Origin of the sequence: Mesorhizobium sp. NZP2077, assembly GCF_013170805.1 — a bacterium.
GTDB lineage: Bacteria > Pseudomonadota > Alphaproteobacteria > Rhizobiales > Rhizobiaceae > Mesorhizobium.
The window spans coordinates 2,777,649-2,802,947 of the sequence record NZ_CP051293.1; the positions used below are offsets into that span (position 1 = coordinate 2,777,649).

The 25,299-nt window shown below is 59.7% G+C and carries 25 protein-coding genes; 5 read left to right on the plus strand and 20 right to left on the minus strand.

The genetic code is table 11. From position 1 onward, the window contains the following. Positions 1-30: 30 nt before the first annotated feature. From HGP13_RS13595 to HGP13_RS13620, 6 genes are all read right to left on the minus strand, one after another. The gene (locus HGP13_RS13595) at positions 31-1,347 is read right to left on the minus strand and encodes an IS701 family transposase (RefSeq protein WP_172221580.1); all 1,317 of its coding nucleotides are present in this window, start codon (positions 1,345-1,347) and stop codon (positions 31-33) included. Between the two features lie 59 nt (positions 1,348-1,406). Next, positions 1,407-2,306 (minus strand): hypothetical protein, encoded by a 900-nt coding sequence (locus HGP13_RS13600; RefSeq protein WP_210266360.1) that lies wholly within the window; start codon positions 2,304-2,306, stop codon positions 1,407-1,409. Next, positions 2,300-2,863, minus strand: coding sequence for a 7-cyano-7-deazaguanine synthase (locus tag HGP13_RS13605; RefSeq protein ID WP_172225991.1), 564 nt, complete (start codon positions 2,861-2,863; stop codon positions 2,300-2,302). Before HGP13_RS13605 ends, HGP13_RS13600 begins: the two co-directional genes overlap by 7 nt. 572 nt (positions 2,864-3,435) lie before the next feature. Further along, entirely contained in the window at positions 3,436-4,401 is a 966-nt protein-coding gene (locus HGP13_RS13610) for an ornithine cyclodeaminase family protein (RefSeq protein ID WP_172225994.1), read from the minus strand. Positions 4,402-4,547: 146 nt separating this feature from the next. Then, entirely contained in the window at positions 4,548-4,991 is a 444-nt protein-coding gene (locus tag HGP13_RS13615; protein WP_172225998.1) for a hypothetical protein, read from the minus strand. 93 nt (positions 4,992-5,084) lie between these two features. Beyond that, positions 5,085-5,741, minus strand: coding sequence for a hypothetical protein (locus HGP13_RS13620; protein ID WP_172226002.1), 657 nt, complete (start codon positions 5,739-5,741; stop codon positions 5,085-5,087). Between the two features lie 81 nt (positions 5,742-5,822). Here HGP13_RS13620 and HGP13_RS13625 point away from each other — a divergent pair, with 81 nt between their 5' ends. The 4 genes from HGP13_RS13625 (at position 5,823) to HGP13_RS13640 (ending at position 9,534) form a co-directional block, all read left to right on the plus strand. Continuing rightward, positions 5,823-6,263 carry a hypothetical protein gene (locus tag HGP13_RS13625; protein ID WP_172226005.1) on the plus strand — a complete coding sequence of 147 codons (441 nt, stop codon included), beginning with the start codon at positions 5,823-5,825 and terminating at the stop codon, positions 6,261-6,263. Between the two features lie 145 nt (positions 6,264-6,408). Further along, entirely contained in the window at positions 6,409-7,284 is an 876-nt protein-coding gene (locus HGP13_RS13630) for a DMT family transporter (RefSeq protein WP_246707356.1), read from the plus strand. Positions 7,285-7,418: 134 nt separating this feature from the next. Then, a complete protein-coding gene (locus HGP13_RS13635) occupies positions 7,419-9,083 on the plus strand; it encodes a peroxidase family protein (protein WP_172226008.1) in 1,665 nt (554 codons plus the stop codon). 67 nt (positions 9,084-9,150) lie between these two features. Continuing rightward, a complete protein-coding gene (locus HGP13_RS13640; protein WP_172226011.1) occupies positions 9,151-9,534 on the plus strand; it encodes a hypothetical protein in 384 nt (127 codons plus the stop codon). Between the two features lie 32 nt (positions 9,535-9,566). On the opposite strand, the gene HGP13_RS13645 is transcribed toward HGP13_RS13640, so the two are convergent. Then, complete coding sequence (locus HGP13_RS13645) at positions 9,567-11,555, minus strand: hypothetical protein (RefSeq protein WP_172226014.1); 1,989 nt, start codon at positions 11,553-11,555, stop codon at positions 9,567-9,569. 88 nt (positions 11,556-11,643) lie between these two features. Here HGP13_RS13645 and HGP13_RS13650 point away from each other — a divergent pair, with 88 nt between their 5' ends. Next, positions 11,644-13,041: a YcaO-like family protein gene (locus HGP13_RS13650; protein WP_172226017.1), complete on the plus strand. Its 1,398-nt coding sequence runs from the start codon at positions 11,644-11,646 to the stop codon at positions 13,039-13,041. Between the two features lie 184 nt (positions 13,042-13,225). Here HGP13_RS13650 and HGP13_RS13655 read toward each other — a convergent pair whose 3' ends face one another. The 13 genes from HGP13_RS13655 to HGP13_RS13715 all read right to left on the minus strand — a co-directional run bounded on the left by HGP13_RS13655 (position 13,226) and on the right by HGP13_RS13715 (position 25,171). After that, a complete protein-coding gene (locus HGP13_RS13655; RefSeq protein ID WP_348647072.1) occupies positions 13,226-13,510 on the minus strand; it encodes a hypothetical protein in 285 nt (94 codons plus the stop codon). Next, positions 13,462-15,138: an IS66 family transposase gene (locus tag HGP13_RS13660; RefSeq protein ID WP_172223785.1), complete on the minus strand. Its 1,677-nt coding sequence runs from the start codon at positions 15,136-15,138 to the stop codon at positions 13,462-13,464. The genes HGP13_RS13655 and HGP13_RS13660 overlap by 49 nt, the downstream gene beginning before the upstream one ends. A gap of 66 nt (positions 15,139-15,204) precedes the next feature. Then, positions 15,205-15,552, minus strand: coding sequence for an IS66 family insertion sequence element accessory protein TnpB (gene tnpB, locus HGP13_RS13665; protein ID WP_006201720.1), 348 nt, complete (start codon positions 15,550-15,552; stop codon positions 15,205-15,207). Continuing rightward, positions 15,549-15,902 carry a transposase gene (locus HGP13_RS13670; protein WP_172223789.1) on the minus strand — a complete coding sequence of 118 codons (354 nt, stop codon included), beginning with the start codon at positions 15,900-15,902 and terminating at the stop codon, positions 15,549-15,551. Before HGP13_RS13670 ends, tnpB begins: the two co-directional genes overlap by 4 nt. Positions 15,903-16,119: 217 nt before the next feature. After that, complete coding sequence (locus tag HGP13_RS13675; protein ID WP_172226020.1) at positions 16,120-17,190, minus strand: adenylate/guanylate cyclase domain-containing protein; 1,071 nt, start codon at positions 17,188-17,190, stop codon at positions 16,120-16,122. 3 nt (positions 17,191-17,193) lie between these two features. Next, positions 17,194-17,688, minus strand: a complete 495-nt coding sequence (locus HGP13_RS13680; protein WP_172226023.1) for a Rab family GTPase — start codon at positions 17,686-17,688, stop codon at positions 17,194-17,196. A gap of 13 nt (positions 17,689-17,701) precedes the next feature. Then, complete coding sequence (locus HGP13_RS13685; protein ID WP_172226026.1) at positions 17,702-20,767, minus strand: OmpA family protein; 3,066 nt, start codon at positions 20,765-20,767, stop codon at positions 17,702-17,704. Positions 20,768-20,774: 7 nt separating this feature from the next. Then, complete coding sequence (locus HGP13_RS13690; protein WP_246707357.1) at positions 20,775-21,599, minus strand: hypothetical protein; 825 nt, start codon at positions 21,597-21,599, stop codon at positions 20,775-20,777. Positions 21,600-21,966: 367 nt separating this feature from the next. Next, complete coding sequence (locus tag HGP13_RS13695; RefSeq protein ID WP_246707358.1) at positions 21,967-22,194, minus strand: hypothetical protein; 228 nt, start codon at positions 22,192-22,194, stop codon at positions 21,967-21,969. A 171-nt stretch (positions 22,195-22,365) separates the two neighbouring features. After that, complete coding sequence (locus tag HGP13_RS13700; RefSeq protein WP_172226029.1) at positions 22,366-22,902, minus strand: hypothetical protein; 537 nt, start codon at positions 22,900-22,902, stop codon at positions 22,366-22,368. A gap of 101 nt (positions 22,903-23,003) precedes the next feature. Then, complete coding sequence (locus HGP13_RS13705; RefSeq protein ID WP_172226032.1) at positions 23,004-23,705, minus strand: hypothetical protein; 702 nt, start codon at positions 23,703-23,705, stop codon at positions 23,004-23,006. Between the two features lie 84 nt (positions 23,706-23,789). Continuing rightward, positions 23,790-24,623, minus strand: coding sequence for an SPFH domain-containing protein (locus tag HGP13_RS13710; protein WP_027059738.1), 834 nt, complete (start codon positions 24,621-24,623; stop codon positions 23,790-23,792). Positions 24,624-24,709: 86 nt separating this feature from the next. Further along, positions 24,710-25,171: a hypothetical protein gene (locus HGP13_RS13715; protein WP_172226035.1), complete on the minus strand. Its 462-nt coding sequence runs from the start codon at positions 25,169-25,171 to the stop codon at positions 24,710-24,712. Positions 25,172-25,299 lie beyond the last annotated feature (128 nt).

The following is a 25,299-nucleotide window of genomic DNA, read 5'->3' on the forward strand; positions in this document are numbered from 1 at the left end:
TCCTGAGCCTAGCACTACTTTGGCAGATTGTTAGCGGAGAGGGCTCTGCGGCAGTGGGGACAACGGATTGGGGGCGGCTGCGCTAGCGCGGTGAGGATGGCTTGCCTGACGGCGGGTAGGCTCGGTTGGGGCGGCGGGCCAACGATTCTTTTTTCCCCCTCCCGCTTGTTTGAGGCGGCGAGATTGCAGGAAGGCGTAGGCGATCATCGTCATCAGCGCGTGCCGGTGCAGGCCGGTCCATGAGCGCCCTTCGAAGTGGTCGAGGCCAAGTTCCTCCTTGAGCTGCTGATGCGCCTGTTCGCAGACCCAGCGCGCCTTGATGGCGCCTGCGATCTGCTTGAGCGGGGTGTCGGCGGGCAAGTTGGAGAGGTAGTATTTGCGCTCGCCGGTCGAGCGGTGCTCGCCGATCACCCAGACCTCCTCGCCGGGCAGATGCTGAGCGCCCATGTCGCGGATGCGCTGGGGTGGGCCATCTGCAACCCGGACACGGACAGCGGCGAAGCGCGCCGAGAGGCGGCCTTTGGTGCCACGCCGCCAACTGACCGCGCGCCATGGGGCTGTCTCCAGCATCGCCTTCGCGGTCATCGACTTCACATCGGGGATATGCCGCTGGCGCGGACGGCCGCGTCCGGCAACGGGAAAGATCATTGCCACGTCGGCGGGATAGACCTTCTGCTTGAACGGGATGCCGACGGCCCAGGTAAGGCCGCGCTCGGTGAGCGCCTGCCGGAAGGGGGCGCTCAAGCCATATCCGGCATCGGCGAGCACGCAGCCAAAGCGTAGGCCGGCTGCGCGAGCCCGGTCGATCTCGGCCAGCGCGATTTCGGGCTTGGTCCTGTAGGCACGATGGTCCTCGGGCACACCGGCACGGTCGAGCCGGGCGGGATCGGAAGTCCAGCTCTCGGGCAGAAACAGCCGCAGTCCCACCATGACCGGCACTTCGCTAGAGGCCAGCGTCAGCGACACCAGCGTCTGGCAGTTGGCGTTCTTACCAAGCGCCGAGGCATATTGCGGCGCGACGCCGACCGAGTGGCGCCCCTTCTTGGGGAGCGCTGTGTCGTCCACGATCAGCCATGCATCGTTCCCGCCAACTTGTCTGTCGGCCTCCGCAAGTAGCACCTTCTCCAGCGGCCCAGCATCCCACACGCCGCTCGCGATGAAGTGGTGCAGCTGGTCATAGTTGACGCCTGCGTCGCGCGCCGCCATCGGTTGGATGCTCTTGCGATCCCCAAGGCCAATCAGCCCAGCAATATAGGCCGGACACATCCGCGCACGCGTCTTGTGCCTCAACGCCGAGACGAACGGCTCAAGCCACTGCTCCAGATCGACTTGCCAATCCCTGTTCATGGCCGGCCCCTCCAACAGCCGACCTCTCATGAATCACGCAAAACCGCTCTTGGGAATCCTCAAACGCTCCCAGAACCAAAAAAATGCCAAAGTAATGCTAGTTCGGTCATATAATAATAATTATTATTCCAACATCGGCCATCTATTACATGAGCCGGGGTCTTTACCCCGAGATTCAAGGCGCCATAGTTTTGTTTGTAAAGGGTATGGCCTTCATGAAAAGCAAATCGCAGCCAAGTTAACCCGTCAAAAATATCCGCGCCAGCCAAGAAATAGAGAGGCGTTGTAACGGTGTCGAGGCTTCCAAACACATGTATCGGTACCCTGATCCCAGCCTCGCTGAGCGCCTTCCGCAACCTTGCAATGTTTTGCATCCGAGCCAAAATCGAGTTCCCAATCTCCTTTTCAGTAACGCCAATCGCGTCGAACCCGGCCAATCCATGGACCGCGGTGACGATGTTCTCGATTTGAAGGAGGTTTTGAGCCTCGGTCTCTGGTTTTAATAGAATCTCGCGCATCAAATCGCTGCGCCCCGGCGCCATCTTCTTTGCTCGGTCGATCTGCTGATCAATTGGCAACCGCGCCTTAGGGTGGTCATAGCTTATGATGACACTTGGCACGCTGGGCTGCCATCGTTTCAGCTGCGCCTCATGCATCTCAGGGGTCCACTCTTTCGGAAAATGGTCCCGCTCGCCGAAGTCTGATAATTCCGTGTCCTTCGAAGCTTCATAGCCACCACTGTCCAAAAAGATCAGTGACGCAAAATCAAAAGGGGGATTAATTTTTTTGTAATGGAGGTCGTAGGCGCTTACCAGGGTGGATCCTTCAATTATCTCCGAACTATACTCGATAATTTTTTGGACGTCTGGAAAGCCTTTGCTTGAGAATGACGGGATCAACAGCGGTGTTCTCTCAATCTCTTTGCCATTAAGCTTTAGAGAGCGACGCTGTGCTAGCATCCCAGTTTCTTTCTATCTAAACACGAGGCGCAGATACCGCACACGGGATCACTTCCGGTCTCGCAACTGTAAGTTAATTCAATCGGTAGCCCGCTGGATAGGTAAAAATCAAAAACATCTCTCTTTGTCCAAGAAATAAAAGGAGCTGCGACCGAAACCTTACCGTCGGTAATTTCCTCAACCAGTGTTCGGGTTTGAAATATAAACCGTTCGGTGCAGTCAAAATAAGTTACGCCTGCATGAGCTCCGATTGCAATAATATCTTCTTGCCCTCGAGTTAGAAATAAAGCGTTAAATATCAGCATAGCGTTTCGGCCAATTAACTCGCCAGCACCTAGTCGTCCTCCATTTGACACCCGATGTGACATTAGTTGGATTGAGAGTCGCGCCGCTATGGCTGCGCTGGCAGCCGCCTCACGGGAAGCAGCGGCCTGCCCGTGGTCAATGAATAGCCCACTTACTTCAAAACCATTGGTCTGAAGGAAGTACGCACAGGCAGATGAATCGAGACCGCCACTCAAAAGCACGGTGGCCGATCTGTGCTCGCGCCCCGACATGCTTGGCCGCCCCCGTCCAAGATCAAATCACGATGCATATTGTCAATTATTTGATCAAGATTGGCAAGCCATGGCTGCTTTAGTATCCGTTTTTCTGGAAAGGCATTTTTGAAAATGCAGCGTCCGACTCAGGAGTCAGTACTCGAGATTTCCATCTTTTCGAGTTTATTTGTGTACTTCTGATCGACACCTATGGGCTGCCCGCGCAGGCCGACCTTGCGGTCTTGCCAATTGCCGAGGCTCACGCGGAAGCGTTTTGCGATGCACCGAGGTGGCTATTTGGCACGCTGCCGTTGGGTCTCGACGGCCCAATAAATAGGGGCGTGACAACCATTCCCCACAGCAAAAACGTCTGCCGCTCCCGCAACGGCGCCGTGATCGCGGCAATCCCCACCTCGATCTCGCGCTTACCCGCCAGCCACACCTTCCAGCATAGACCGCAGCAGCTCCGCCTGGCCGACCAGCACCGCATCCTTCGCCGCCAAGGCCGCAAGCGTGCCCGCTTCCTGGCGCTGGGCCATGCGGTCGTCTTCCGGCTGGTGGCGGATCAGGGCTTCAGCGCCAGCCTTGCCCTACACCACCCCCGCCGCCTGCGCGCGCATAAACGCCAGCCCGGCCACTGCGAGGTCGCCCACGGCCATGCCCCGAAACACGAACGCCGTGGCCTCGTCCGGGCTCTGCCGCCCGGCAAAATCGCCGCAGACAAGGCCCGTCAGGTCGCCGGCGACCAGCGCGGGGTCGACCATCGGTTTGGGCATCTGCTTCTCCTGCTCCAGATCGTCGACGACGATGCGGTCGAAGCGGCGCATCGTTGCGGGCAGCCAGGGCAGTGCGAGGTCGGTGATGGCGGTGAAGCTTCCCGGTTTCAGCCAGTTGGCGTCGAGGAACGGTTCGGGTTCGGGCACCAGGGTCACGGTCGTCACCACGATGTCGGCACCCTCCAGCGCGGCCCTTGCCGTGTCGCTGCGGATGGCTTCGAGGCCACGCGACCGTGCCATTTCGCAAAGCGCGTCGCGATTGCTCTTGCCGCGACCGAAGGCGCGGATTTCGCGCAAGGGAAAAAGGTTGGCGAAGGCCTCTAAATGGCCACGCGATTGCACCCCGCAGCCGATGAAGGCGACGGAGGACGCATCGCTGCTGGCCATGCGCCTGGCGGCGACGGCGCTGAGGCCCGCCGTGCGCTTGGCCGTCACCCAATTGCCGTCGACCAGGGCGAGCGGCAGGCCTGTCTCGGCATCGAGCAGCGTGATCAGCGAATTGATCGTGGCCAGTCCGCGCTGGGCGTTGCGGGGGTTCACCACCAGCGACTTGGTGGCGAGCACTGATGGCACCGAGGCGACGCCGAGCGTGGCCATGAAATAGCGGTCGTCGCCCGGCCACACGGCGGCCTTCGGCGCGCACCAGACTTCGCCGCGCCGCTGGCCGACGATCTGGCGTTCGATCTCGTCGACTATGTCGGGCGTGGAGATCGCCAGGCGATCGAGAACCGCCGACGACAGATAGGGCAGGGTCTCGGCGGCCGGGGACTGGGTGTTCATCTTGTCATGTTCCCAAGGAAACCGTCAGACTACACGATGTGCGTGGGCCCGAAAGCCTTGGCGAAGCCGGCGAGTGGTTCGTGGAGGCGGCTCATCCCCGGCGGAAGGGAGGATTGGCGAGCCGCCTGTCGCTTTCATCGCTCACCTCACAGCAAAAACGTCTGCCTCTCCCGCAACGTCGCCGTGATCGCGGCAATCCCCACCTCGATCTCGCGCTTGCCGGCCAGCATCGCATCCGCCGCGACCCCCTCCAGCATCGACCGCAGCAGCTCCGCCTGGCCGACCAGCACCGCATCCTTCTCCGCCAGCGCAGCCAGCGTGCCCGCTTCCTGGCGGTAGCGCTGGGCCATGCGGTCGTTTTCCGGCTGGTGGCGGATCAGGCCTTCCAGCGCGCCGACCTCGCGGCCCAGGCGCTCGAGCGCCTGGGCGTTGGCGACGACTGTCGCATCGGGGAAGGGGTTGGCCCGCGTCGGCGGCTGGATGTTCTCGCGGCGGTAGCGGGCCTCGGCCTCGTCGACGGCCGCCCGGGCGCACCCCAGATCCGCCGAGGTGCGCCGGATTGGAAACCGGAAGATCAGGTTATGCCGCAAACTCTGGAAACCCGACGCATCGTTTACCGTCGCCTAATCCGCTGACACGGCAAACTATGCCATCAGCAACAGGTTTGCGGTGAAGGGGAACGATCACTGTTCCTCTTCTTGTTCCTGCGCGCCGCTGTTCCAGTCGAAGGTTGCCCATTTGGTGCAGGTCGACCGAGCGCCGAAGCCGCCGCGGTCGCAGGCCTGAGCACTGTAGGTGCCACTGTCTCCCGGCTCCCTGTCGAACGAATAGCCGTTGCCGACTTCGATCTGATCCCCAGGATTGGTCTTGAAATTGAAATGGGTGGTCCTCGAGAGTTTGCTGGACAGCGAGATGCGCACCTTGCCGCCATAGTATTTCACCGAGCCGCAAACGCCGTTGATGCATTTGCGCGGCACGGTAGTGCTGTTGGCGTAGGCTGTACTGGGTGCCACCAGTGGGATCATCAGAACGGCAATTGTCGAGGCCGCGGCGAGTGTTTTCGTCAAGGTGCTGAGCATGGATCGAATTCCTTCTACGTTTGCGTTGAGGTTCATTGTCAACCGCTCGGCCGCCCGCTCTGACAGATGTCTGGAAAGCCTTGCAGTGACGATGTGTTGGACAATCCAGCGTGAATTCACTGTGAACTGAAAATTGGCCTGCTCCTGGCTTCGCATCCCGGTGAACGCCGATCGGAAGCCTTTTCCAACCCACGCCGGCGTCGCTGTCGCAAGACGAGGCGACCAAGCGTCATCTGCCGGGGTGACAACGTGAACTGCCAAGGCTCGGCCGCATGGTGGCGCAATTCACGATCGGATCACGCAGAGGGCCGCAAAGCAGGCGTCATTAAGGAGGAACCCGAGATGACGCTCAACATCGACAAATCGCTGAACGCGGCTGCAGGCAAAAATTCGGCTCGTGATCGAGCATCTTCTTTGATCGTCCCACAGATGCACCTGCCAGCTTTGCGCAGGGCATTGACGGATCGAATGTCCGGCCCAGGCGGCGCCTACAACATCGGAAACCTCATTGGTCTCTGTCCGGGGATTACGGCGCGGATGCTCGTATCCGACGATTTCAACCAACGTCCCTGGGCAGGCGCGCCGGCCGCCATAACCCACGAAGCTGGCTTCATGAACTCGTCAACTCGGTGCCCGCAGATGGTTTCGGCGACGCCGGAGGCCATTCTTCCGCTTCTCCAGCGCAGCATCGGTTTCGAGCACAACGAACCGCCAAAGCCCGTCCTGCTGCCCACCATCCCTGTCTTGCGCAGATCACATGTATCGAGTGCCGGCTCCGGATAGCTCACGAGCCGGGCAGCAACAGGCGCATCCTTCCGGGCAACACCATTCACCTCGACGACGGCGGGGTCGGTCGACCCTGGTCACCACTTTCAAACCCGATCACAAACCTTTGGAGCCATTGCCCGCTGCGGCGATGCGATCAGTCATGTCCAGATTCAAGGCAAATTCCCTGCTGATGCTTGCCGCGGTCATTTGGGGAGTGGGCAATGTGTTCCACAAGACCATACTGGCCCACCTCGATCCGATGGCGGTTGTTTTCCTGACCAGCGTGATCGCCGCACTGGTGACGTTGCCGTTCGCGGTGCGGGAGCGTGCCCCCCTGGCCAACACCGGCTGGCTTCCAAGTGTGACGAGAGTGGTCCTGCTCTTTGCCCTCGGCTGCGTGGTCCAGCAACTGTCCTATGTCAGCACGACGGTGACGAATTCGAGCCTCCTCATCAGCGCTTCCACCGTCATCACGCCGATCGCCGCATGGCTGATCATGAGGGAGCGTCCAAGTGCACTGATCCTGTTCGTCGCAATTCTGACGGTCGTGGGATCGACCCTCCTGGCGGGCGGCTTCGATGGTTCGGCAACCGCTGGCGACGCGTTCGCCATCCTGTCCGCAATCTGCTTTGCGGTGTGGACGGTCGAGCTCGGGCGCCATGTGCAGGCGCATGGCCATCCCTTCGCGACAGCGGCCGCGCAGTTCGTGGGCACGGCCGTTGCCACGCTGCCTTTCGCGCTGCAGGGCACGATGACGTTTCCCGCAATTGTGTCAGCGTGGCCCGAACTTATCATGCTCGGCGTGTTCTCGACCGCCGTCGGCTTTTACCTGCAGACTTCCGCACAGCGCTACACCACATCCTCCCATGCGGCGGTGATCTGCAGCGGAGAAGGCGTATTCGCCGCTATTTCCGCCGCTGCCCTGCTCGGTGAACGGCTTTCTCCCGACGGGTTTCTGGGTGCGGGCGTCATTCTCTCCTGTGTGCTTTTCGCCGCTGTCTCGGCGGGTCCAAAGCTCGATCCGTCAGTGCCATGATTGCTTCGGCAATGTCGGGCCGCTCTGGAGCGGCGCCATTCCCACCACGACGGGCAAGTCTGTTTCTACTTCCCAATTCATGCCAAGCTACTGGCCTGGCCGCATTCATCATCTGGAAAACGAGGTTTACTTCGATGCTCCACGGCGAAACGTCCTCCTTCGAAGCCGCTAACGTTCCGAACCGGTCAAACCAGAGTTCAGATGACGGGCTCAACGACAAGCCCACCTTGCAAGGCATCAGGCTATTCCCGTCCCTGGCGGACATGCCGATCGCCTTGTTTGCGGCAACCGAAGACGAGAGCGCCATCGACCGCACCAAGGCGGCTTTGTTGGACATCACGACGGAAATGGTTGGCCCGAGCGATGGCCTCGAGGACGGTGACCTCAGCCCGACACCGGCCGGCTTTACCTATTTCGGCCAGTTCGTTTTCCACGACATCGTCTTCAGCCAGATATTCGGGTTGCCCAAGCCGACAGGCAAAACACATCATTTGAAGAACGCGTCCTCGCAAGGTCTTGATCTTTCGGGGCTCTATGGAAGGGGGCCCATCGTCGACGCCCATCTCTACGATGTTCCCGATGGAGCGGATTTGACGGCCTGCCGGTTTCCGATCGGCTTGCCTTGCATGAAGGACAGTATGCTTCCGGTCGATCGCAAGACGGTGCCGGGGCGCGATTTGCCGCGCATCGACATGTCGGGCAAGTTCATCAGTGTCGAGGGTCGGCGGTCGCCATATCGGCCGCTGGTGGCGGACCCACGAAACGACGACAATCTTGTCCTCTCGCAACTGCTGTGCACCCTGATGTGCATCCACAACAGGATCGTGGACCTGCTGCTTGGCAGCGGCACGTCCAATCCAGCCGAAGCCTACAGGCGTGCCAGGGTCTACCTGACCTCGGTTTATCGTACCGTGGTCATCAACGACTATCTGAGAAAGGTCCTGGCTCCCGACATATGGGATCATTTTTTCGCCAGCGACGATTTTCAAGGCACGGGAGTCTCGGCGCTTGAGACGTTCAATGCGCTGCCCTTGGAATTCACTTTCGGGGCGTCGCGTTTTGCCCACGCCATGGTGCGGCAATTCTATGTCGTGAACGACAGGTCGGCCGAAGACCCAGCCAATTTGCGCAGAATGCTGTCCTTCTCCAGCCTGCGCCCGGGTGGGGAGATACCGATACCGGAGAACTGGATCGTCGACTGGAGCCGGTTTGCCTCGGCGCACCCCCCGTCGAAAGCTCAAAGTGCCAGGCGCATAGGACCATTCCTGTCGAAAGAACTGACGATTGCCGGCCTGAGTTCGGAATTGAACGGCACAATCCGGCCGGTCGCCTTCATGGATTGCTGGCGCTGTTATGACCTGGGTTTGCCGTCCGGTCAGGACGTGGCCGGGGCGGTGAAGAGCGCCCTGGGTGACAACGGCATCGATGTGCCGGTCCTGACGGGCAATGACATGCTGCCCACGGCGGCCTGCGCCAAACGCTACATCTACAATGCCGGCCGCCTTCAGGCCGCCTTGCAACGTTACCCGCAGTTCCTGAGCCAAACACCTCTCTCTTACTACATCATCCAGGAGGCGTCCGTTCTTGGCAATGACGGCAGCCATCTTGGCCCGGTTGGCTCCTATGTCGTGGCCGCCACGATCGCATCCGCACTGTTCAAGGCCGCCGATACGAATCTCTCTTCTGGCAGGCTCATCCCGGACGTGGAGCCGAAAACGCTGGCAGGACTGCTCGATCTCAATGATACTGCGAAGGTACCGGACGAAGTGCTTGGCGGCCTGATCAACAATCAGCGCTGATAGCGGCGGCGCTACAGTGTTCAATCTGGTCTAACAGGGGGAAGTGGGCATGGTGAAGTTCAAGGATGTGGAGTTCGAGGCGCTTGGCGAATTCATCCGGGATCTGATCAAGGATCCGGCCAAACAAGCGATCTTCAGAAATAAAGATCAGCAGGCGATGAAGGCTCTGTTGCGTGGGTTTATGACCCCCAGGGACAAAACCTGGGAGGAGATCACCATCAACGCATACTTCGACGAAGACCTGATCGCGAACATCGCCTTTCCCTTCACCGGCGACGTCGAGCAAACGATCGCCACCATTGCGCCGGCGGATGGACCCGGCGAGGACTACACATTTCCCGATCATTACAAGACCGATCCGAACGCCGGCCCGCCCGACCAGATCAAGCAGAACCGTTTGCGTGCCTATTACAGCCGCCTCGGCGACTATGTCATGTCGCGCTGCAAGTAGCGCCCGGCGCGGCGTAACTCAGGATTATTGCTTCAGCCCGACTGCGCTGCCAGTTCGATACCGCGTGCCAGCTTCACCTGGTCGGCCGGATGGCGAATGGGAAACGCGGTACTGAACCAATCGACAGCGAGCGCGCGATCAGGCCTACCTTGGCCTTGCCATGCCGCGGAGAGGTTGCGCAGGAAACGCCTGAACTCGTCCCCGGCCTCGCGATTGCGTTTCAGCAGAGCGAGGGCTGCTGCCGACCAGCCATGGATGTCAGCGAACAGCTGATCGCACTTGGCGGCGGCGTCCACGCACCCCTCAAGATCGCCGGCCAAAAAGGCAATGGTCGCCTGGTAGCCATGATAGTGCGCATCGGGCATCGGGTTGAGTTCGAAACATCGTTTCGAAAGCTCAAGTGCCCGCTCGTGATATCCCATGAACGAACTTGCCAGGGCATAGGCGATCAGCGTCGCGGGATTGCCGGCATTCTGCTCATGCGCCAGGCTGAAGTGGAAATCCGCAAGATCCCAGCGTCGAGCCAGGAGGTGGCTCCAGGCCAGATTTACCTGATTGCGGTGGTCGAATGGATCGAGCAAGACCGAACGCTTGGCCAGCTCGAATGCGCGCGTGAGGTCCTGCTGGATTGAAGGCGCTCCCGGAACAACGATCCAGCGCGAGTTGAGCACCGCTGCGAGGCTGGAATAGGCGCAGGACAGATCGGGATCAAGCCGGATAGCTTCCTCGTAGCGGGCGATGGCGGCCTCTTCGGTGTCCTTGCGCCACATGATCGAAAGGCGCTGGCCGTCCAGCCAGCAATCATAGGCTGAAAAATGGTTTGGTGAGGTCTGCGATATGCGGTGCAGCCTGGCACTGGACAACGCGATCTGCAGGCGCGCGGAAAAACGCGCGCAGACCTCGTTGAAGGCCGAGCGCCAGGACGACGGATCAGAAGGAACAGTCAGCCTGAAGGCTTCCCCGCCTTGCAGGAAGTCATAGCAGCTGATCTCGAAGACGGCTGGCACGTCTGCGTCGATCAGGCGGATGAGCACGCCAATATCCACGTTTTCACCCGCGGCCACGCGCACGTCCTCGAACGAGATCCGGCTCGTTTGCAACTCCGTCGACAGAGCTGTCCAATGCCTGAAGCGAGATATCGAAGCCAAAAGCTCAGTCGCCAGGGCAAATTGCAGATGTTCGTTCTCCGCTTCGCGCCTGGCAATGATGATGGCGATCATCGGCTTTCCCGGGATGCGGCTGTCGTGCTCGCTTTGCACAAGGCCGGGGCCAGTTGCCTGCTTCTCTTCGCCCTTGCCCGGTTTCAGCGCCTCCACGAGGCGCAGTATCTCACCTGGTGGTCGCAGATCCATGTCCGCTTTCAGTTCGGCCGCATAGCGCTCGAAGAAGGCCCGGGCGCGGGCGTAGCCGCTTTCCTGACAGACGCGCCGGATGGTCTCCACCACGGCATCATCAAAAAACGGATCGAGTTGCAGGATACACGCCGCGATGGATTTGCGCTGTCTTGGGTCCGTCTCGGCCGCCAGCCAGGCTGCGAGCCGTGTGACCAGCCTGTCGGTCATCATGGTCGACTGCATTCTCAACCAATTGTCGAAGACGGGATCGCAGTCATCCAAACCGGCGCAAAGTCCATCCCTGGCTTTGCCCAACAACAGCAGGGCACGGTCATAATTGCGGTCGTCAAGCGCCCGCTCGAGCTCATCCATGTCGGAACGTATCGAGGTCGGATCGATCCCAAGGACGAGTTTGTCCACCGTGAGGAAATTGAGCCTGGTTTCGGTTGCCAAGCGTCTGAGGTCCTTGATGCACTGGCGCAGCGATCCGCGTGCATGTTCCTCGTCCTGTTCGCTCCAAAGCAATGCCGCCAGTCGCCCGCGCGTCTCGCGTGACCTGCCGCTCAGCAAAAGATAGGCGAGGATAGCGCAGGCCTTCCGCTTGCCCAACGACAGGGTCTCCGCGCCCTTGCGAAGCTCGAAACCGCCGATTAGCCTAATCGCCAGACCGTCTGTGGAAATTGTCAACTCCGCCGGCTATCGTCTCGTTTCGGTCCATGGTGGAGACCGCTTACCCCACGTAAACAGCAGACGCTAAAATATTGGAAGAGCCAAGTTGCTGTTGCAAGGGCCGCATTGGATAAAGCTCGCATCGCTGCCGCAGCGGGACCAGTTGTTGACGCTGATCCAAGACGGAATCACCGAGCGCCGCCGGTCGCGTGCCCATGATCTTGATGTGTTGGCGAATCTGGCTGCGACCCTTTCTGCCGCGCCTGGCAATGGCATGCCGCTTTTGCGCTTCGCTACCCGCTACGACATTGGCGTTGAAGTGTTCGATGTACCAGGCGGGTTCCTGGCAATGTCCAATATTGCTCCCTTCGAAGGCAGTGAGGAACGAATTACAGCAAGTGGCAAAGGCTTCGATGCTGCCGGGGCCGTGTTGGCTTGCCTGGGAGAGGCTGCGGAGATTTCCAGTTGGGCCTGCAGAGCCGACGACGTCACGGCGTCAGCACACATCGCCTGTCCAGTGGATGGGATGAGGATCGATGCGGTTGATGTGCTGGGCTTCTCGCAGGAGCAGATCAACAATCGCGCCCGGCTCAACAGAGCATGGCACGGTTGGGATACAATCCCTTCGGCGGATCACTTGGGCAGTCCTGGGCTATGGGTGCACGTTCAAAGCTTCCATGACGACACGACAGCGCTCTGTCCGGCATTTCTTTGCTACGGCCGCTTAGGCGATGTCGCATATGACGATGCAAGCTTGAACGTCGACTCCAATGGCTGCGCGGCAGGCACGACGCGGGCCGATGCGAGGACTCGCGCCTTGCTTGAACTCGTAGAGCGAGACGCCACCGGCATCTGGTGGCACCGAGGATCCTTGAGAACGCGGCTGGATGTCGCGCAGCTTAATGACCAGGGCTTGGCGTCTCATATCCAGCAGCATCGGCGCGCCACGGGACGAAGGCTGTGGCTTCTGGACATATCGTCCTTCCGGACGGCCATCGTGGTAGCGGCGATCAGCTGCGAAGACAGCGGCGAGGGCATGGCGGTTGGCTTCGGAGCCGGCTTCCGTTTGGTGAATGCCGCCAGGTCCGCGTTTCTGGAATTGGTGCAATCCGAGGCTACCATGGAGGCCCATGCCGAACGAATTGAACGACCTTGGAATGCAACGGCTGGCGATGGCGACTGCCGGATGACCCGTTGGAAGCGTTTCGCCGACGTGCGCAACTTCCGTTTCGCCATCGGCGAGCCGGCCGCTGGGCTCGACAACGCCGACACGGGAGACGTGGACGACCTGCTGGATGAAATCGACGAAGTGTGTGGACAGCGGGTCTGGTTCGCAGACCTTTCGCGATCCGAGATTGGTATCCCCGTGGCAAAGGCGATCTGCGAGGGATTATCCCACTTCAAGGTGCGCTGGGGCTGCCGCCGAAACACTGCACCTTCCATCGCAGTTGTTTCGAGCAGAACAATCAGCGGCCTCTCGCAGGCCAGGAAACTTTTGATCTAATCGTTACACGCTGCAGCTATCGAATTTCGTACAGCGCTCGCTCTAGAGCAATTCCAGGAAAAGTGTGAGCGGTTTTCCGCCTGGAATTGCTTCAAAACAAAGAGTTAGAGCGGTGTACCCGTCCGGTGAAGACCGCAGACGTGCGTATCCGGCGGCTTGAGCACCTGAGCACCGTGGTGCTGGGTCAAGCTTTCGATGGGGAGACGCGATGATATTCTTCGAGGAGGAGTTTGACTTCCTCGATGCCTTCATCGGTGAAGGCCAAGATCCCGTCGTCATCGTTGGCGCCGTACACCCAGATGACGCCGTCCTCGGGCTCGAGACCGAGGGTCAGGTCCTGGATGAGCGCTTCGCTGACTCCGAGGTCCCTGGCGACACGTTCGACGGTGTAGACGTGATGCACCTTATTGCGCTGCATGATCAGGCCGCCGCTGGTTGGGTCCGCAATTTTGCAGATCTCCAATTCCATGGCAGCAAATCATCGATCCGCTGTGCTGGGTGGGCTGCGATGCGCGCCAGGATATCGGCGAGCCAGGCCTGAGGGTCGACGTCATTCAACTTGGCGCTGACGATCAGGCTGTAGAGAACGGCAGCGCGCTGTCCGCCGCGATCGGAACCGCAGAACAGCCAGGACTTTCTGCCGAGAGCGATGCCGCGCAGGGCTCGCTCGGCTGCATTGTTGGATAGGCAAATCCGCCCATCGTCGAGGAACCGGGTGAAGGACGACCAGCGACGCAGCATGTAGTTGAAGGCCTTGGTCAGATCGTGTCCGCGCGAGAGCTTGTCGCGCGTCTCGATCATCCAGCGCTCGAGCTCGGTGACCAGCGGCGCGCTCCGCTCTTTGCGCACGGCGTGGCGTTGGCCTGGCGACAGGCCGTTGATCGCGCGCTCGATATCGAACAGGGCATCGATGCGCTTCACGGCTTCAACCGCTAGCGGATAGACCAGGTTGGGCTTCTCGCCGTGCGCCTTCTTGCGCGCCGCCGCTTCGATATCGGCCAGCTCGAACACTTTGCGCCGGCTGTGGGCCCAGCAGCTGGCTTCCAGAATAGGCGCCGGCTGACGGCCCGTCGCATAGAGATCACCATAACCGCCATAGGCGTCGGCCTGCAGAATGCCGCTCCAGCCGGCGAGATGCGCCTCGGGATGTTCGCCTCGGCGATCGCGGGAATAGTAGAACACCACCGCCGGCGGATCGGCGCCGCCGAACGGCCGGTCATCGCGCACATAGGTCCATAATCGGCCGGTATCGGTCTTGCCCTTGGCCAGGACCGGCACCGTCGTGTCGTCGCCGTGCAGACGTGAAGCGGCCAGCACATGGGCTTCGAGCCGCTTGAACAGCGGCATCAGCACCGCGGCGCCGGCGCCGACCTGGTCGGCGAGCGTCGACAGGCTGAGCGGCACGCCTTCGCGGGCATAGCGTTCAGCCTGGCGGTTGAGCGGCTGATGCTGGCCGAACTTCTCGAACAGGATCATCGCCAGCAGGCCGGGGCCAGCCCAGCCGCGCGGGGTGGCGTGGAACGGCGCCGGTGCCTGGCTGATCGCCTCACAGTCGCGGCAGGTGAACTTCTCCCGCACGTGTTGGATCACCTTCCATTGCCGCGGCACCACCTCCAGCGTCTCGGTGATATCCTCACCCAGCCTGCGCAGCCGATGACCGCCGCAGCAGTGGCAAGCGGTCGGCGCCGGCTCAACCACGCGTTCGCGCGGCAGATGCTCTGGAAATGGCTGGCGCGCCGGTCGTTTGCGCACATAAGGTGCCACCTCAGTGGTCCGGGCCGCCGCCTGTTCGGCGGCGATCTCGTCTTCCGTCGCCGTGCTCTCGAGTTCCTCGAAGGTGAGCTCCATCTGGTCGTGCAGGCGGGCTGAGCGTTCAGAACTCTGACCATGCAGCGCCCGCTGCAACTTGCGGATCGTCAGACCCTGATGTGCGATCAGCGCCGCATCATCCGATGCCTTGGCCCTGGCGACCGCCAGTTCGGCCTCGATCAGCGTAGCGCGCGCGGTCTCGTCTTCGGCTCTGGCCAGCGCCGCGGTCAGCGCTGCTCTCAGCGCACCGATATCGTCCGGAACAGCATCCAGGGCGGTGGCAACCATGTCCTGGAGTGAATCATAAAACGCGTCCGCTGACTCGCGGAAAATGGCGCAAACTCAAAGAAAAACTCAGCCCGCGCGCTGGGGGCGGAACGTGTGGCGCGGGTTGCGCCAATCGATCCCGTCGAGCATGTAGGCGAGCTGCGCCGGTGATATGGAAACCGTGCCGTCCGCCGGCGACGGCCATAGGAACCGGCCCTTTTCGAGCCGTTTTGCATACAGCGACATGCCGAGCCCATCATGCCAGATAATCTTGATCAGATTGCCGCTGCGGCCTCGGAAGACATAAAGATCCCCGGCATGCGGATCCCGGCCCAACGTCTCCTGGACCTGCAGAGCGAGGCCTTGCATTCCGCGACGCATATCGGTCCGGCCGACCGCCAACCAGATCCGCACCTGGCTCGGAACCGGGATCATGAAACGCCCAGCGCCTTCACCATCGCCGCCGCGAGTGTCGGCGGTGTGGTCAGCGGAATCCGCAGCCGCACCTTGCCGGCGATCTCCAGCTCGATCACCGCTGGGGCCGCCGCCGGCACCGAAGCGGCGACAGGCTCATCGGGAACCACGACAACTTCCGCAAAGCCTGTCTCGCGGGCTCTCAGCGTTCGGCGCCACTTATAGATCAGGCTGGTCGCGACATCGTACTGACGCGCTACCGCTGCCACCGTGGCCCCGGGCGCGAATGCCGCGGCCAGTATCCGGAACTGATCCTCTTCACGCCAACGACGACGACGCTCCGGTCCGGTCAATAACGTCACATGGCTCATGCTGTGCTGCTAACTTCGCTCGTAAGGACGACCTTAAGAGCGCAGCCTCGCTACCGTGCCATGCTCGCGCAAGGCGGCCTTCGCCGGAGGCGTACAGAGCGGTTCGCCGTTTCCGTGAAACGGTGAAACGCTCTAATGAGCGCACGCGTTCGATGTGAATGCCAGGTCAACGGACAGGCCACAAGATGCAGTGCGTGTCGCACCGCCAAGCGGCAAATCAAGCCGGGAGGCGCCACATTCGCACTCTGCCTGTACCACGCAGTTCTGTTTCCGCGAGTGGGTCACAAGCAAAATTTGGCCCAAGCAGTCTGCGGGTTGCATCCGAAATACGGATTTCATCGGGCTCCGCGGACGTTTGAATACGTGCGGCGAGATTAACGGTCTCGCCCCACAGGTCGTAGGCAAACCGCTTTTTGCCTATGACGCCCGCGACGATTGGTCCCGAGTTAATTCCAATTCTGAGCCTTAGCCGTTCTCCGGCGAAGCGTTCGTGCCGAACCGCCTCCCGCAGCTCAAGTGCATAGCGCGCGAGGGCTTCTGCATGATCGGATCGCGCGGCGGGCATGCCGGCGACCACCATCACGCAGTCGCCGATTGTCTTGATCTTTTCGCAGCCATATTGGTCCGACAGCCGATCCGCCGCCTTGAAGAAGTAATTTAAAATAGCGAGCGTTGTCACGGCTCCGACGCTCCGCGCTCTTTCCGTAAAACCGACGATGTCGGCAAAAAGCACACTTACCTCTGCGTGGTTGTCGGCAATTTGTTCGTCTGACTTCAACCGCTCCGCGATCGACGCCGGAAGAATGTTGAGGAGCAGGGTTTCGGCGCGCTGGTATTCACGCTGCAATCCCTCTTGGCTCTCCCTCAACGCCTCGTTCATCGATTGTAATTTCTCGTTGAGTTGACGCTCCCTCTCTTGCAGGAGCGTCATTTCATAAGCCTTCTGTTGAAGCCGCTGCTTATTGTCTCGTTCGGCAGTGACGTCGAGAAAGAGCAGCCACACGCAGTCATCGTCAGCAAAAAGATGAAGATCCGCGACACGCCCGCTGGGCAGTTCGACCATAGGCATATGATATGGAAGCTCGGGGCAAGGCAGCAAACCTTCCATGAATTCAAGCTGAGCGGTAACTGGCTTGCCGATGCGAAGCGATGAGAGCCCGTAATGTTTAACGTTACCGCCCTTCCCAGCTATGCAAAGCTGGGCGTCGATTTTCACATATGCGATAGAACGCTCGTTGTAGAATAGATTGTAAGTCCAGTTTTCGACTTCTTTTGGCAATCTATGCATGGTCTATTTGGTAACCATCGAAGCAAGTTGACGAAACGCATCATCGACATGTTCACCCGTAAGCGCACTTGTCAGATAGATTTGCCATCCACGTTGCCTCAGTTCGTCAATCTCACCATCCGGTATCACCCACTTATCGGCCAGATCGGATTTGTTGAACAGCAATACAAACGGCATGGCACCGAATTCGGCCTCGACCCGCTCGCGCAGCGTGAGTGCGGCGACAAGAGTGGCGGCGCGGGTTCCATCGACGACAAGCACGAGCCCTGTCGCACCTCGCACATGGCTGACGCGGAATGAGCCGATATCATCTTCGCCGGCCAAATCCCACAAAATCAGATCCACGGTTTTGTCCGGTAGTGCGACACTCTTCTTGTCGATTTTCACGCCCACCGTGGTCAGGTAGGTTTCTGAAAAGATGCTTTGCACAAACCTGCGGACCAGGCTCGTCTTGCCGACAGAGAACCCGCCCAGCATGCAGATCTTTTTTTGCAACATCTTGGGCTCCGCCCTAGTCCAGGTTTACCGTAACCGAAACCCGGCGATTGGTTGAGCTACCTGTTTGACTATTTTCTGGCACAGCCGGCTCAAAGGTGCCCGCGCCCCGAACCAGCAGCAGTTCCGGAGCGACGCCGCGCTTGTTGAGAAGCGCACGAACTGTCTCCGCGCGGGCGGCGCTGATCGACGCGTTGGCCGTCTCACGGCCCGTGCCGTCCGAATGGCCGGTCAACATGAACCGCGCCGTTACGCCTGACTCGCGGGCTTTTTGGGCGAATTCCTTTATTTGATCCGCCAACCTGTCGAGAACCGGCATCTGCTCCGGTCCCGGCACAACTTTGCCGGAAGAGAAGAAAATATCGGTCGTCTGGATGGCGTCTCTCAAATGATTGAGTTCTGCAAGGTCCAGCTCATGCAGTTGCGAAACATCCAGAACCACTCCGTCCGCCGAAAGTTGTTCGGCGGCAGCCCGCGCCCGGCTGATCCAGTTGGCGGGAGCCTCACCCGCGACAACGATGCGACCCTGGATGATCGAAAGCAGAACCGATTTCGGCGGGGTCAGCGAAGCCTCCAGCCGCTTCACCACGAACTTCGGATCAAGGCTCTGATAGAATTGCCATTGTGAATGAACGCGCGCAGGATCAACCTGCGTTCCGTGCAGCAGAACTTGCGGGTCGGCGGCAAGCGGGTCTCTCAGGCCGGAAATGTAGAAATGTCCGCCCCTCTCCGTTTGCTGGGCGACGATGATTCCCGGTTGGGCCTCAAGTCGCGAGACATAATACTGCCAATGCTCCGCCGCGCGTGCTTCGGGGCTCACATCGCGAACCTTGGAGATGTCGAATTCCGGTCCGCCTGCCGAAAGCTGTCGGGCCGCTGCGCGCGCCCGATCTATCCAGGTGTCGGGAGCCTCGCCCTCGGCAACGATGCGATCATTGGCGATCGAAAGTCGTACTGTATCCGGCGGATACAGCGACGCCGTCAGCCGCTTCAACACGAACTCCGGCTCAAGGCTCTGATAGAACCGCCACTGCGAATGAACCCGGGCGGGATCGACCTGCGTTCCAGACAATAGCGACTGCGGGTCGGCGGCAAGCGGGTCTCTCAGGCCGGCAATATAGAATTGGCCGTCGCGTATCTTCTGTTCTGCAACGATGATGCCCGGCTGGGTCCCCAGTCGCGACACATAGGCCTGCCAGCGATCCGCCTCGCGTTCTTCGAGGCTTACATCGCGGACCCTGGAGATATCGAATACCGGCCCGCCTGCCGAAAGCTGCTGGGCGGCGGCCTGCGCCCGGTTGATCCACGTGGCAGGAGCCTCGCCTTCGGCAACGATGCGATCATTGGCGATCGAAAGTCGTACTGTGTCCGGCGGAGCCAGCGACGCCGTCAGCCGCTTCAACACGAACTCCGGCTCAAGGCTCTGATAGAACCGCCACTGCGAATGAACGCGGGCGGGATCGACCTGTGTTCCAGACAACAGCGACTGCGGGTCGGCGGCAAGCGGGTCTCTCAGGCCGGCAACATAGAATTGGCCGTCGCGTATCTTCTGTTCTGCAACGATGATGCCCGGCTGGGTACCCAGTCGCGACACATAGGCCTGCCAGCGATCCGCCTCGCGTTCTTCGAGGCTTACATCACGGACCCTGGAGATATCGAATACCGGCCCGCCTGCCGAAAGCTGCCGGGCGGCGGCCTGCGCCTGGTTGATCCACGTGGCAGGAGCCTCGCCTTCGGCAACGATACGATCATTGGCGATCGAAAGTCGTACTGTGTCCGGCGGAGCCAGCGACGCCGTCAGCCGCTTCAACACGAACTCCGGCTCAAGGCTCTGATAGAATTTCCACTGCGAATGAACGCGGGCGGGATCGACCTGCGTTCCAGACAACAGCGACTGCGGATCGGCGGCAAGCGGGTCTCTCAGGCCGGCAATGTAGAATTGGCCATAACGTACCTTTTGCTCGGCAACGATGATGCCCGGCTGGGTCTCCAGTTGCGACACATAGGCCTGCCAGCGCTGCCCGGATTGCCAGGAAAGAAAGAACCAGCCGCCGGCCAGAATCAAAAGCAGCAGGGCCGCGGTCGCCACCAGCCACGGAAATCCCTGGTTCGATTCCTCCTGCTTCAGTTCAACGCATGTCTGCAACTGCGCCTCTACACCGGCCAGCTGCGAACTGTCGCCGTCAAACTCCTCTAAAACCCGGGAGGACACCTCATGGATACGAAGCAATACATCGCGAACTATTTCATGTAATTCCTCTGGCGGATTTCCTCGGATTACCGAAACCAAGGTCGCAAACTGCCCGACTTCTGACCAGAGACGAAGGTCGCCAAAACGGATAGTGTCCAGACTGCTCTGTTCTTTCTCGTTAAATGAGTCCTTCACAAAATCTTGAATTGCGCTAAGCATCGACGAAATGAGCTGAGGATCCTCGCTCGTTGCATTATCAGCAGCTACATGCGCTATCAAAAGTCCGGAATTGCGGCTAATGAGAAAGACATGTTCTACACGATAGATAAGAGAATGCTTCAGAACAACTTCAGAGAAACTGGAACCGCTTCTCCAAGCTTCAAGTCTCCACTTGAGCCCATGCCAGGTAAATATATGTCTTAAAGTTTCATTCAGCGACTGAAAGGTTTGGTCGATCTTTTCCCCGATCGACTTGCGAATTGCCGGCAGAAACACCGGGTATAATATATCCGTCAGCGTGCGCGGGCTCTTCTGGATTGACCGTTGCACAGCCCTTTCGACAGCTGGCGCAAGGGCCTCGCCGAGTTGCGCATGAGGCGCGCGTGCGGCCGCACTGGGAAGAACGTCGCCCACGGCTGCCGCGAGCTGCTCCGGTTCGTCCAGCAGATGCGTAACCCGTGAAAGCTCTGAAATTTCGCGGCTGACCAGCAACTGGCGCAGCGTTTCCATGCGAGGATCGGCGGTTGGAACTCCGTCGAAACGCGCTCGGTAATCCGGATCAACGTTCCGGGCAATTTCTATCAAAAGACGAGCCAGAGCCTCGCGATCAATCTCTGTATCGTTCGAGGCTGTTCTTTGCGGAAGGCTGATTGGGTCGACGGTTGACGTCAAGGTCCCATCAACTCACTTTCCAGCTACGGTCCGAGTTGCTCTTGCTGCCGACGGGATCCTGATTCAGACATTTTGCAACCTCGACAAACAGGCCGGCCAAAAGATTTCGGTCGGTCTTGACGTTGCTGAGATCGGCAAACATTTTCTCTATCAGCATCTGAACGCCTTCATTCTTCTGCTTGATTTCCTCACGCAGTAAATGATCGTTTCGATTTATCCGGTCGGCAACGTCGCGCTCAAGCGCGCTCAATTGATCCGACAACGCGCGCACCTGCTTTTCAAGTGCCTGATTTTGCTCGCGAAGATTCCGATCAATCTCTTTGTCGGCGTCGGCTCGTGAATCTTTTTCGTTCCGCAATTGCCCCGCAAGCGAATCAACCTGCTTCTTTGCATTTGACTCGTACATGTCGAGATTGCGCTTAGCCTCGGATTCGACATCCTTGAAGCGCTGCAAGACCCGTTCTTCAAGCTTGGAAAAGCGGCGGTCATAGTCCTGCATCTGGTTGCCGAACAGCAGATCACGTATCTTGTCGACACCTACAGGGTCGCCGGAGCCCCCGTTTTCGCGAGCCTGGACCCCCATGAAGTTCAGCCCGTTTCCGTCTGCGTTACCTATAAGATTTCCGTCCGCCTTCTTTTCTGAAGAAACGGAATTCGAAGATTCCTTTGCCATGCTTTTGCCCTTCCATTTGAACACCTGCCACAGTGCAAAACCCCATATATAAGAAAGCGAGCATGTCAGCAAAATACCCGGCTCGCAAGCCGGTATCGTCTTGACTTGAGTCGATTCCTGATGCAGCCGAGCGCTGCGTCGCCGCAGTTTCGCGCTCAAGGCAGGCGACCCGATCAAGCTCGATAACAACCGCTTCACCAACCACACGGCAACGCTGCGGGTGTTGCGCGCACTCGCGGATGGCGATTCCGCGTCGTCCCCGCAAACCATGCAGGCTCAGGGACCGAGGTCCAACGCTCAAGCGGGAGGCTGGGAGGGCGTGGAAGACAGCCAGGTTCGGCCGGCCCGCGCCCTGTGCCGATGGCGGGTCGGGTGACACCTAAACGGGCGGTTTGTTAGGTGTACAAGGAAAGCCCGCTGCCTCGGAAGAAAACAGCGGGCCCATGTTGTGCTGGTGGCGAATGCATTCAAAGGGAATACTGGTGCGGCTGGCCCGAGGATGGCGACGAACGAGACGTCGGCCTGATTAACCCGCGCGATCTTCTTTATCGCTGCGGCGACCGATCTTCACCAAGCGGTCTGTGGCCTCGACCAAACGCCGCATCCTGCTGCGCAGTGCGAGATTCTCGGCCAGCATTTCCTGGGAGCGTTCAAGCGCGAACTCAGCCCGGTTGATGCGCTCCCTGGCATTAGCAACTTCCAACGTCAAAATATCGGCCGCCAACCCGCGTCCGTGGGGTTCCATGGTGTCCATCAGTGTCTAACACATGGTAGGCGAAATCGTTCCCTGATAACGGCGAACCGGGTGCCGCATGACCGCCTATCGTTCCACTGCGGCATGGGTCGAGCAGTGCTTGCTCTATGGCGTGGGGCCGTCAAGCGAAGGTGCGCAGGCAATGGCCACCGCGAACGCGCTAGGCTCACCTCACAGCAAAAACGTCTGCCGCTCCCTTAGCGTCGCCGTGATCGCCGCAATCCCCACCTCGATCTCCCGCTTGCCCGCCATCATTGCATCCCCCGCCGCACCTTCCAGCATCGACCGCAGCAGCTCCGCCTGGCCGACCAGCACCGCGTCCTTTTCCGCCAGCGCCGCGAGCGTGGCCGCTTCCTGGCGGTAGCGCTGGGTCATGCGGTCGTTTTCCGGCACCGGCTGGTGGCGGATCAGGCCTTCGAGGGCGCCGACCTCGCGGCCCAGGCGCTCGAGCGCCTGGGCGTTGGCGACGATCGTCGCGTCGGGGAACGGGTTGGCCCGCGTCGGCGGCTGGATGTTCTCGCGGCGGTAGCGGGCCTCGGCTTCGTCGACGGCTGCCCGGGCGCGACCGAGCAGCGAGCAGGCCATCTCGCGCACGCGCTGGTCGTCGGCGCGCAGCTGATTTTCCTGGCGGTAGAAATTGTAGCCATAGCCGTAGAACAGGTTGATCCCGACCTTGGCGAGCGGCCCGGCCTCGTAGAAGCGGCTCATGTTGTCGCTCCCATCGCAAGATTTCCTTTGATATCGCCCATCACGCTTAGCATCCCTTTCGCTTGACAGAAGCCAAAATAAAGAAATTGGTTGCTCCGTATTTAAAGCTTGGATGTTGAGCTTCTAATTTTTGCTAGAAACAAAAAAATGAAAAGTCCCAAAGACCAATAAGCAAATGATATTATCAATGTCATTTTCACCAACAATTGCGGCAACGTATCGAATAAAGAAGGTCCGATAGAAGGGTTATTAAATAAATCCTGTGAGGCGCATAGCCATGCAATGGCTGCAATAACAGCAAACATGAAAATCCTTTTGCCATCGAAAAAGCTGCGCCTATTGCCGTTAAAGAGTCCAGAAAATGCGACGTATGACAACCAGATCAACCATGTCCCGCTTGTCGTGCTGCAGGCGACGACAAATTTTCTTTGATCTGGCTCCGGCATGCGTCCGGCAAATCCAAGTTGCCACTGCATGGATTCGCTCCAAGGCCAGATTTTTAAAAAATATGCGCTGCTGTTATATAGGCTTGAAATGTATTTATCGCTTGCAAAGAAAATTGCTATGCATACCATAAAAGACACGAATAGAGATACTATCGACATGATCATCATCATGCGCAAATAGTACGCAAATATGTATCTTTGCTTATTCTCATATTGGCTTAGCTGCGGCATCCCCGGCAATCGGAGAAATCCAAGTTCTCGTTCGTAGTCCTCTATGTCGATATTGTTATTACCACCTGCGAGCATTTTCTGTCTTGTGTGATACTTGCCGCAAGATTTTGCATTGATGTCGGTCATAATATTAATGGCCCTCGCTGTCCAAAATGGGAACGGCAGGCCGGATTTCTCCGGCGACGAGGTGGGTAATCGCCTTGAGATGGCTCATCTTGTCGCGCCCACCTCGTCGCCCAGGGGATAGAAGCCCGTCGGCTGGCCACCGATGTTGAAGGGCAGGCCGGCCGCGGCGTTGGGCGCCGACACCAGGCCCTTGTCGGCCATGCGCAGCGCCAGATAATAGCGCACCGCCTCGATGGGGCTGAGGCCGATCGCCTGCAGCGAGATCAGCTCGCGCATGCGCTCGTCGCGCGGCGTGATCAGCACCTTCAGATCGTTCAGCATGATGCCGTAGACCTTTAGGAAATCGGTGAGGTGCAGCTTCACCGCCTCGCGCACGTCGCTGATGCGCTCGTTGATGTTCTCCATCTTGGTGACCTGGATGATCTGGTTGATCGCCTGCTCGATGGCCGGTCCGGCATAGTCGGCGATTTCCTTGGTGTCGATCACGGCGCCCGCGAACGGCATGTGGGTGATGAGGTCGAGCGCCTCTTCCTTGCTGTCGATGTGGATGTAGTAGTCGACGACATAGGACATCTCGGCCATCTCGGCCGAGGTGGCGATGCCCTCATTGCGTACCAGCAGTTTTGAACGGTTGATGTAGATGACCTCGTAGACCCAGGGCGAGGAGCCGCCGAAGAAGCCTTGCACGATCGATCCGACCAGCGGCTTGTCCGGCGTCTGCAGCGCGTATTGGCCGGTCTCGTAGACGTTGAGCACCGCGCCGCGCGACTTCAGGATGCAGAAATGGTTGCTCTCCACCGTCAGCAGCGAGCCTGAGACGATGCTCTCGTCGACGATCTTCATCGCCACGGTCCTGGTGCCGAGCGCGTCTGTGCCGTCGCGCTGCAGCGACGTGATGACCTGTCTGGTGATTGCCATGTCGAATTCCCCTCCTGATGTACCGGCACGCCCAGCGCGTGCCTGATGCCTGTTGACTTGCGGCTAGGCGGACCCGTTTGGCTCGCTCAGCGCTTTTTTTGTCGTGCTTTCGCCGGCCCTGAATTAAGCGGCGAACAGAGGCCTTTGCCGCTGAATTGTTGCTGCAGCCGTGCGGTGCGGTCGGTGCGCTGGCGGTAGCCGCCATCGCTATCGAGCAGGTATTTTGTCCGCTGCTTTTCACGCGCCGACGGTCGGGCGGACGAGACAGCGCGCACGATCGGCTCAATGGCCTCGGCGCGGCCGGTTCCGATCCTGGAGTCCTGGATGGCCCGGCTGACGACTTGCTCGATCAGGTCCTTGCTGTTCTGGCCAAGGAAGCTCGAGACCAGCCCGGCGACATCGGTGGCGATGTCTTCGACTTTGTCGTCGTCGGTGATGGCGGCGCGCGGCGAAGCGCCTGGCTGAACGGCTTTTTCCGGGCGCCGGCTCTTGCCCAGCTGCCGCCAGAGGATGAATCCGAAGATGAGTGCAAAGACAAAGAACGACATTCGACCAGCCCCGTTCAGTGGTCCGCGTTGATTGCAGAGATGGTGGACGCCTCCCGTTCAGCGCGCCTTTGGCGCCGCACGCTCTCGTCCTCAGGCGCGAATGGCCAGTCTTCCGCTTCCCGGCGGAT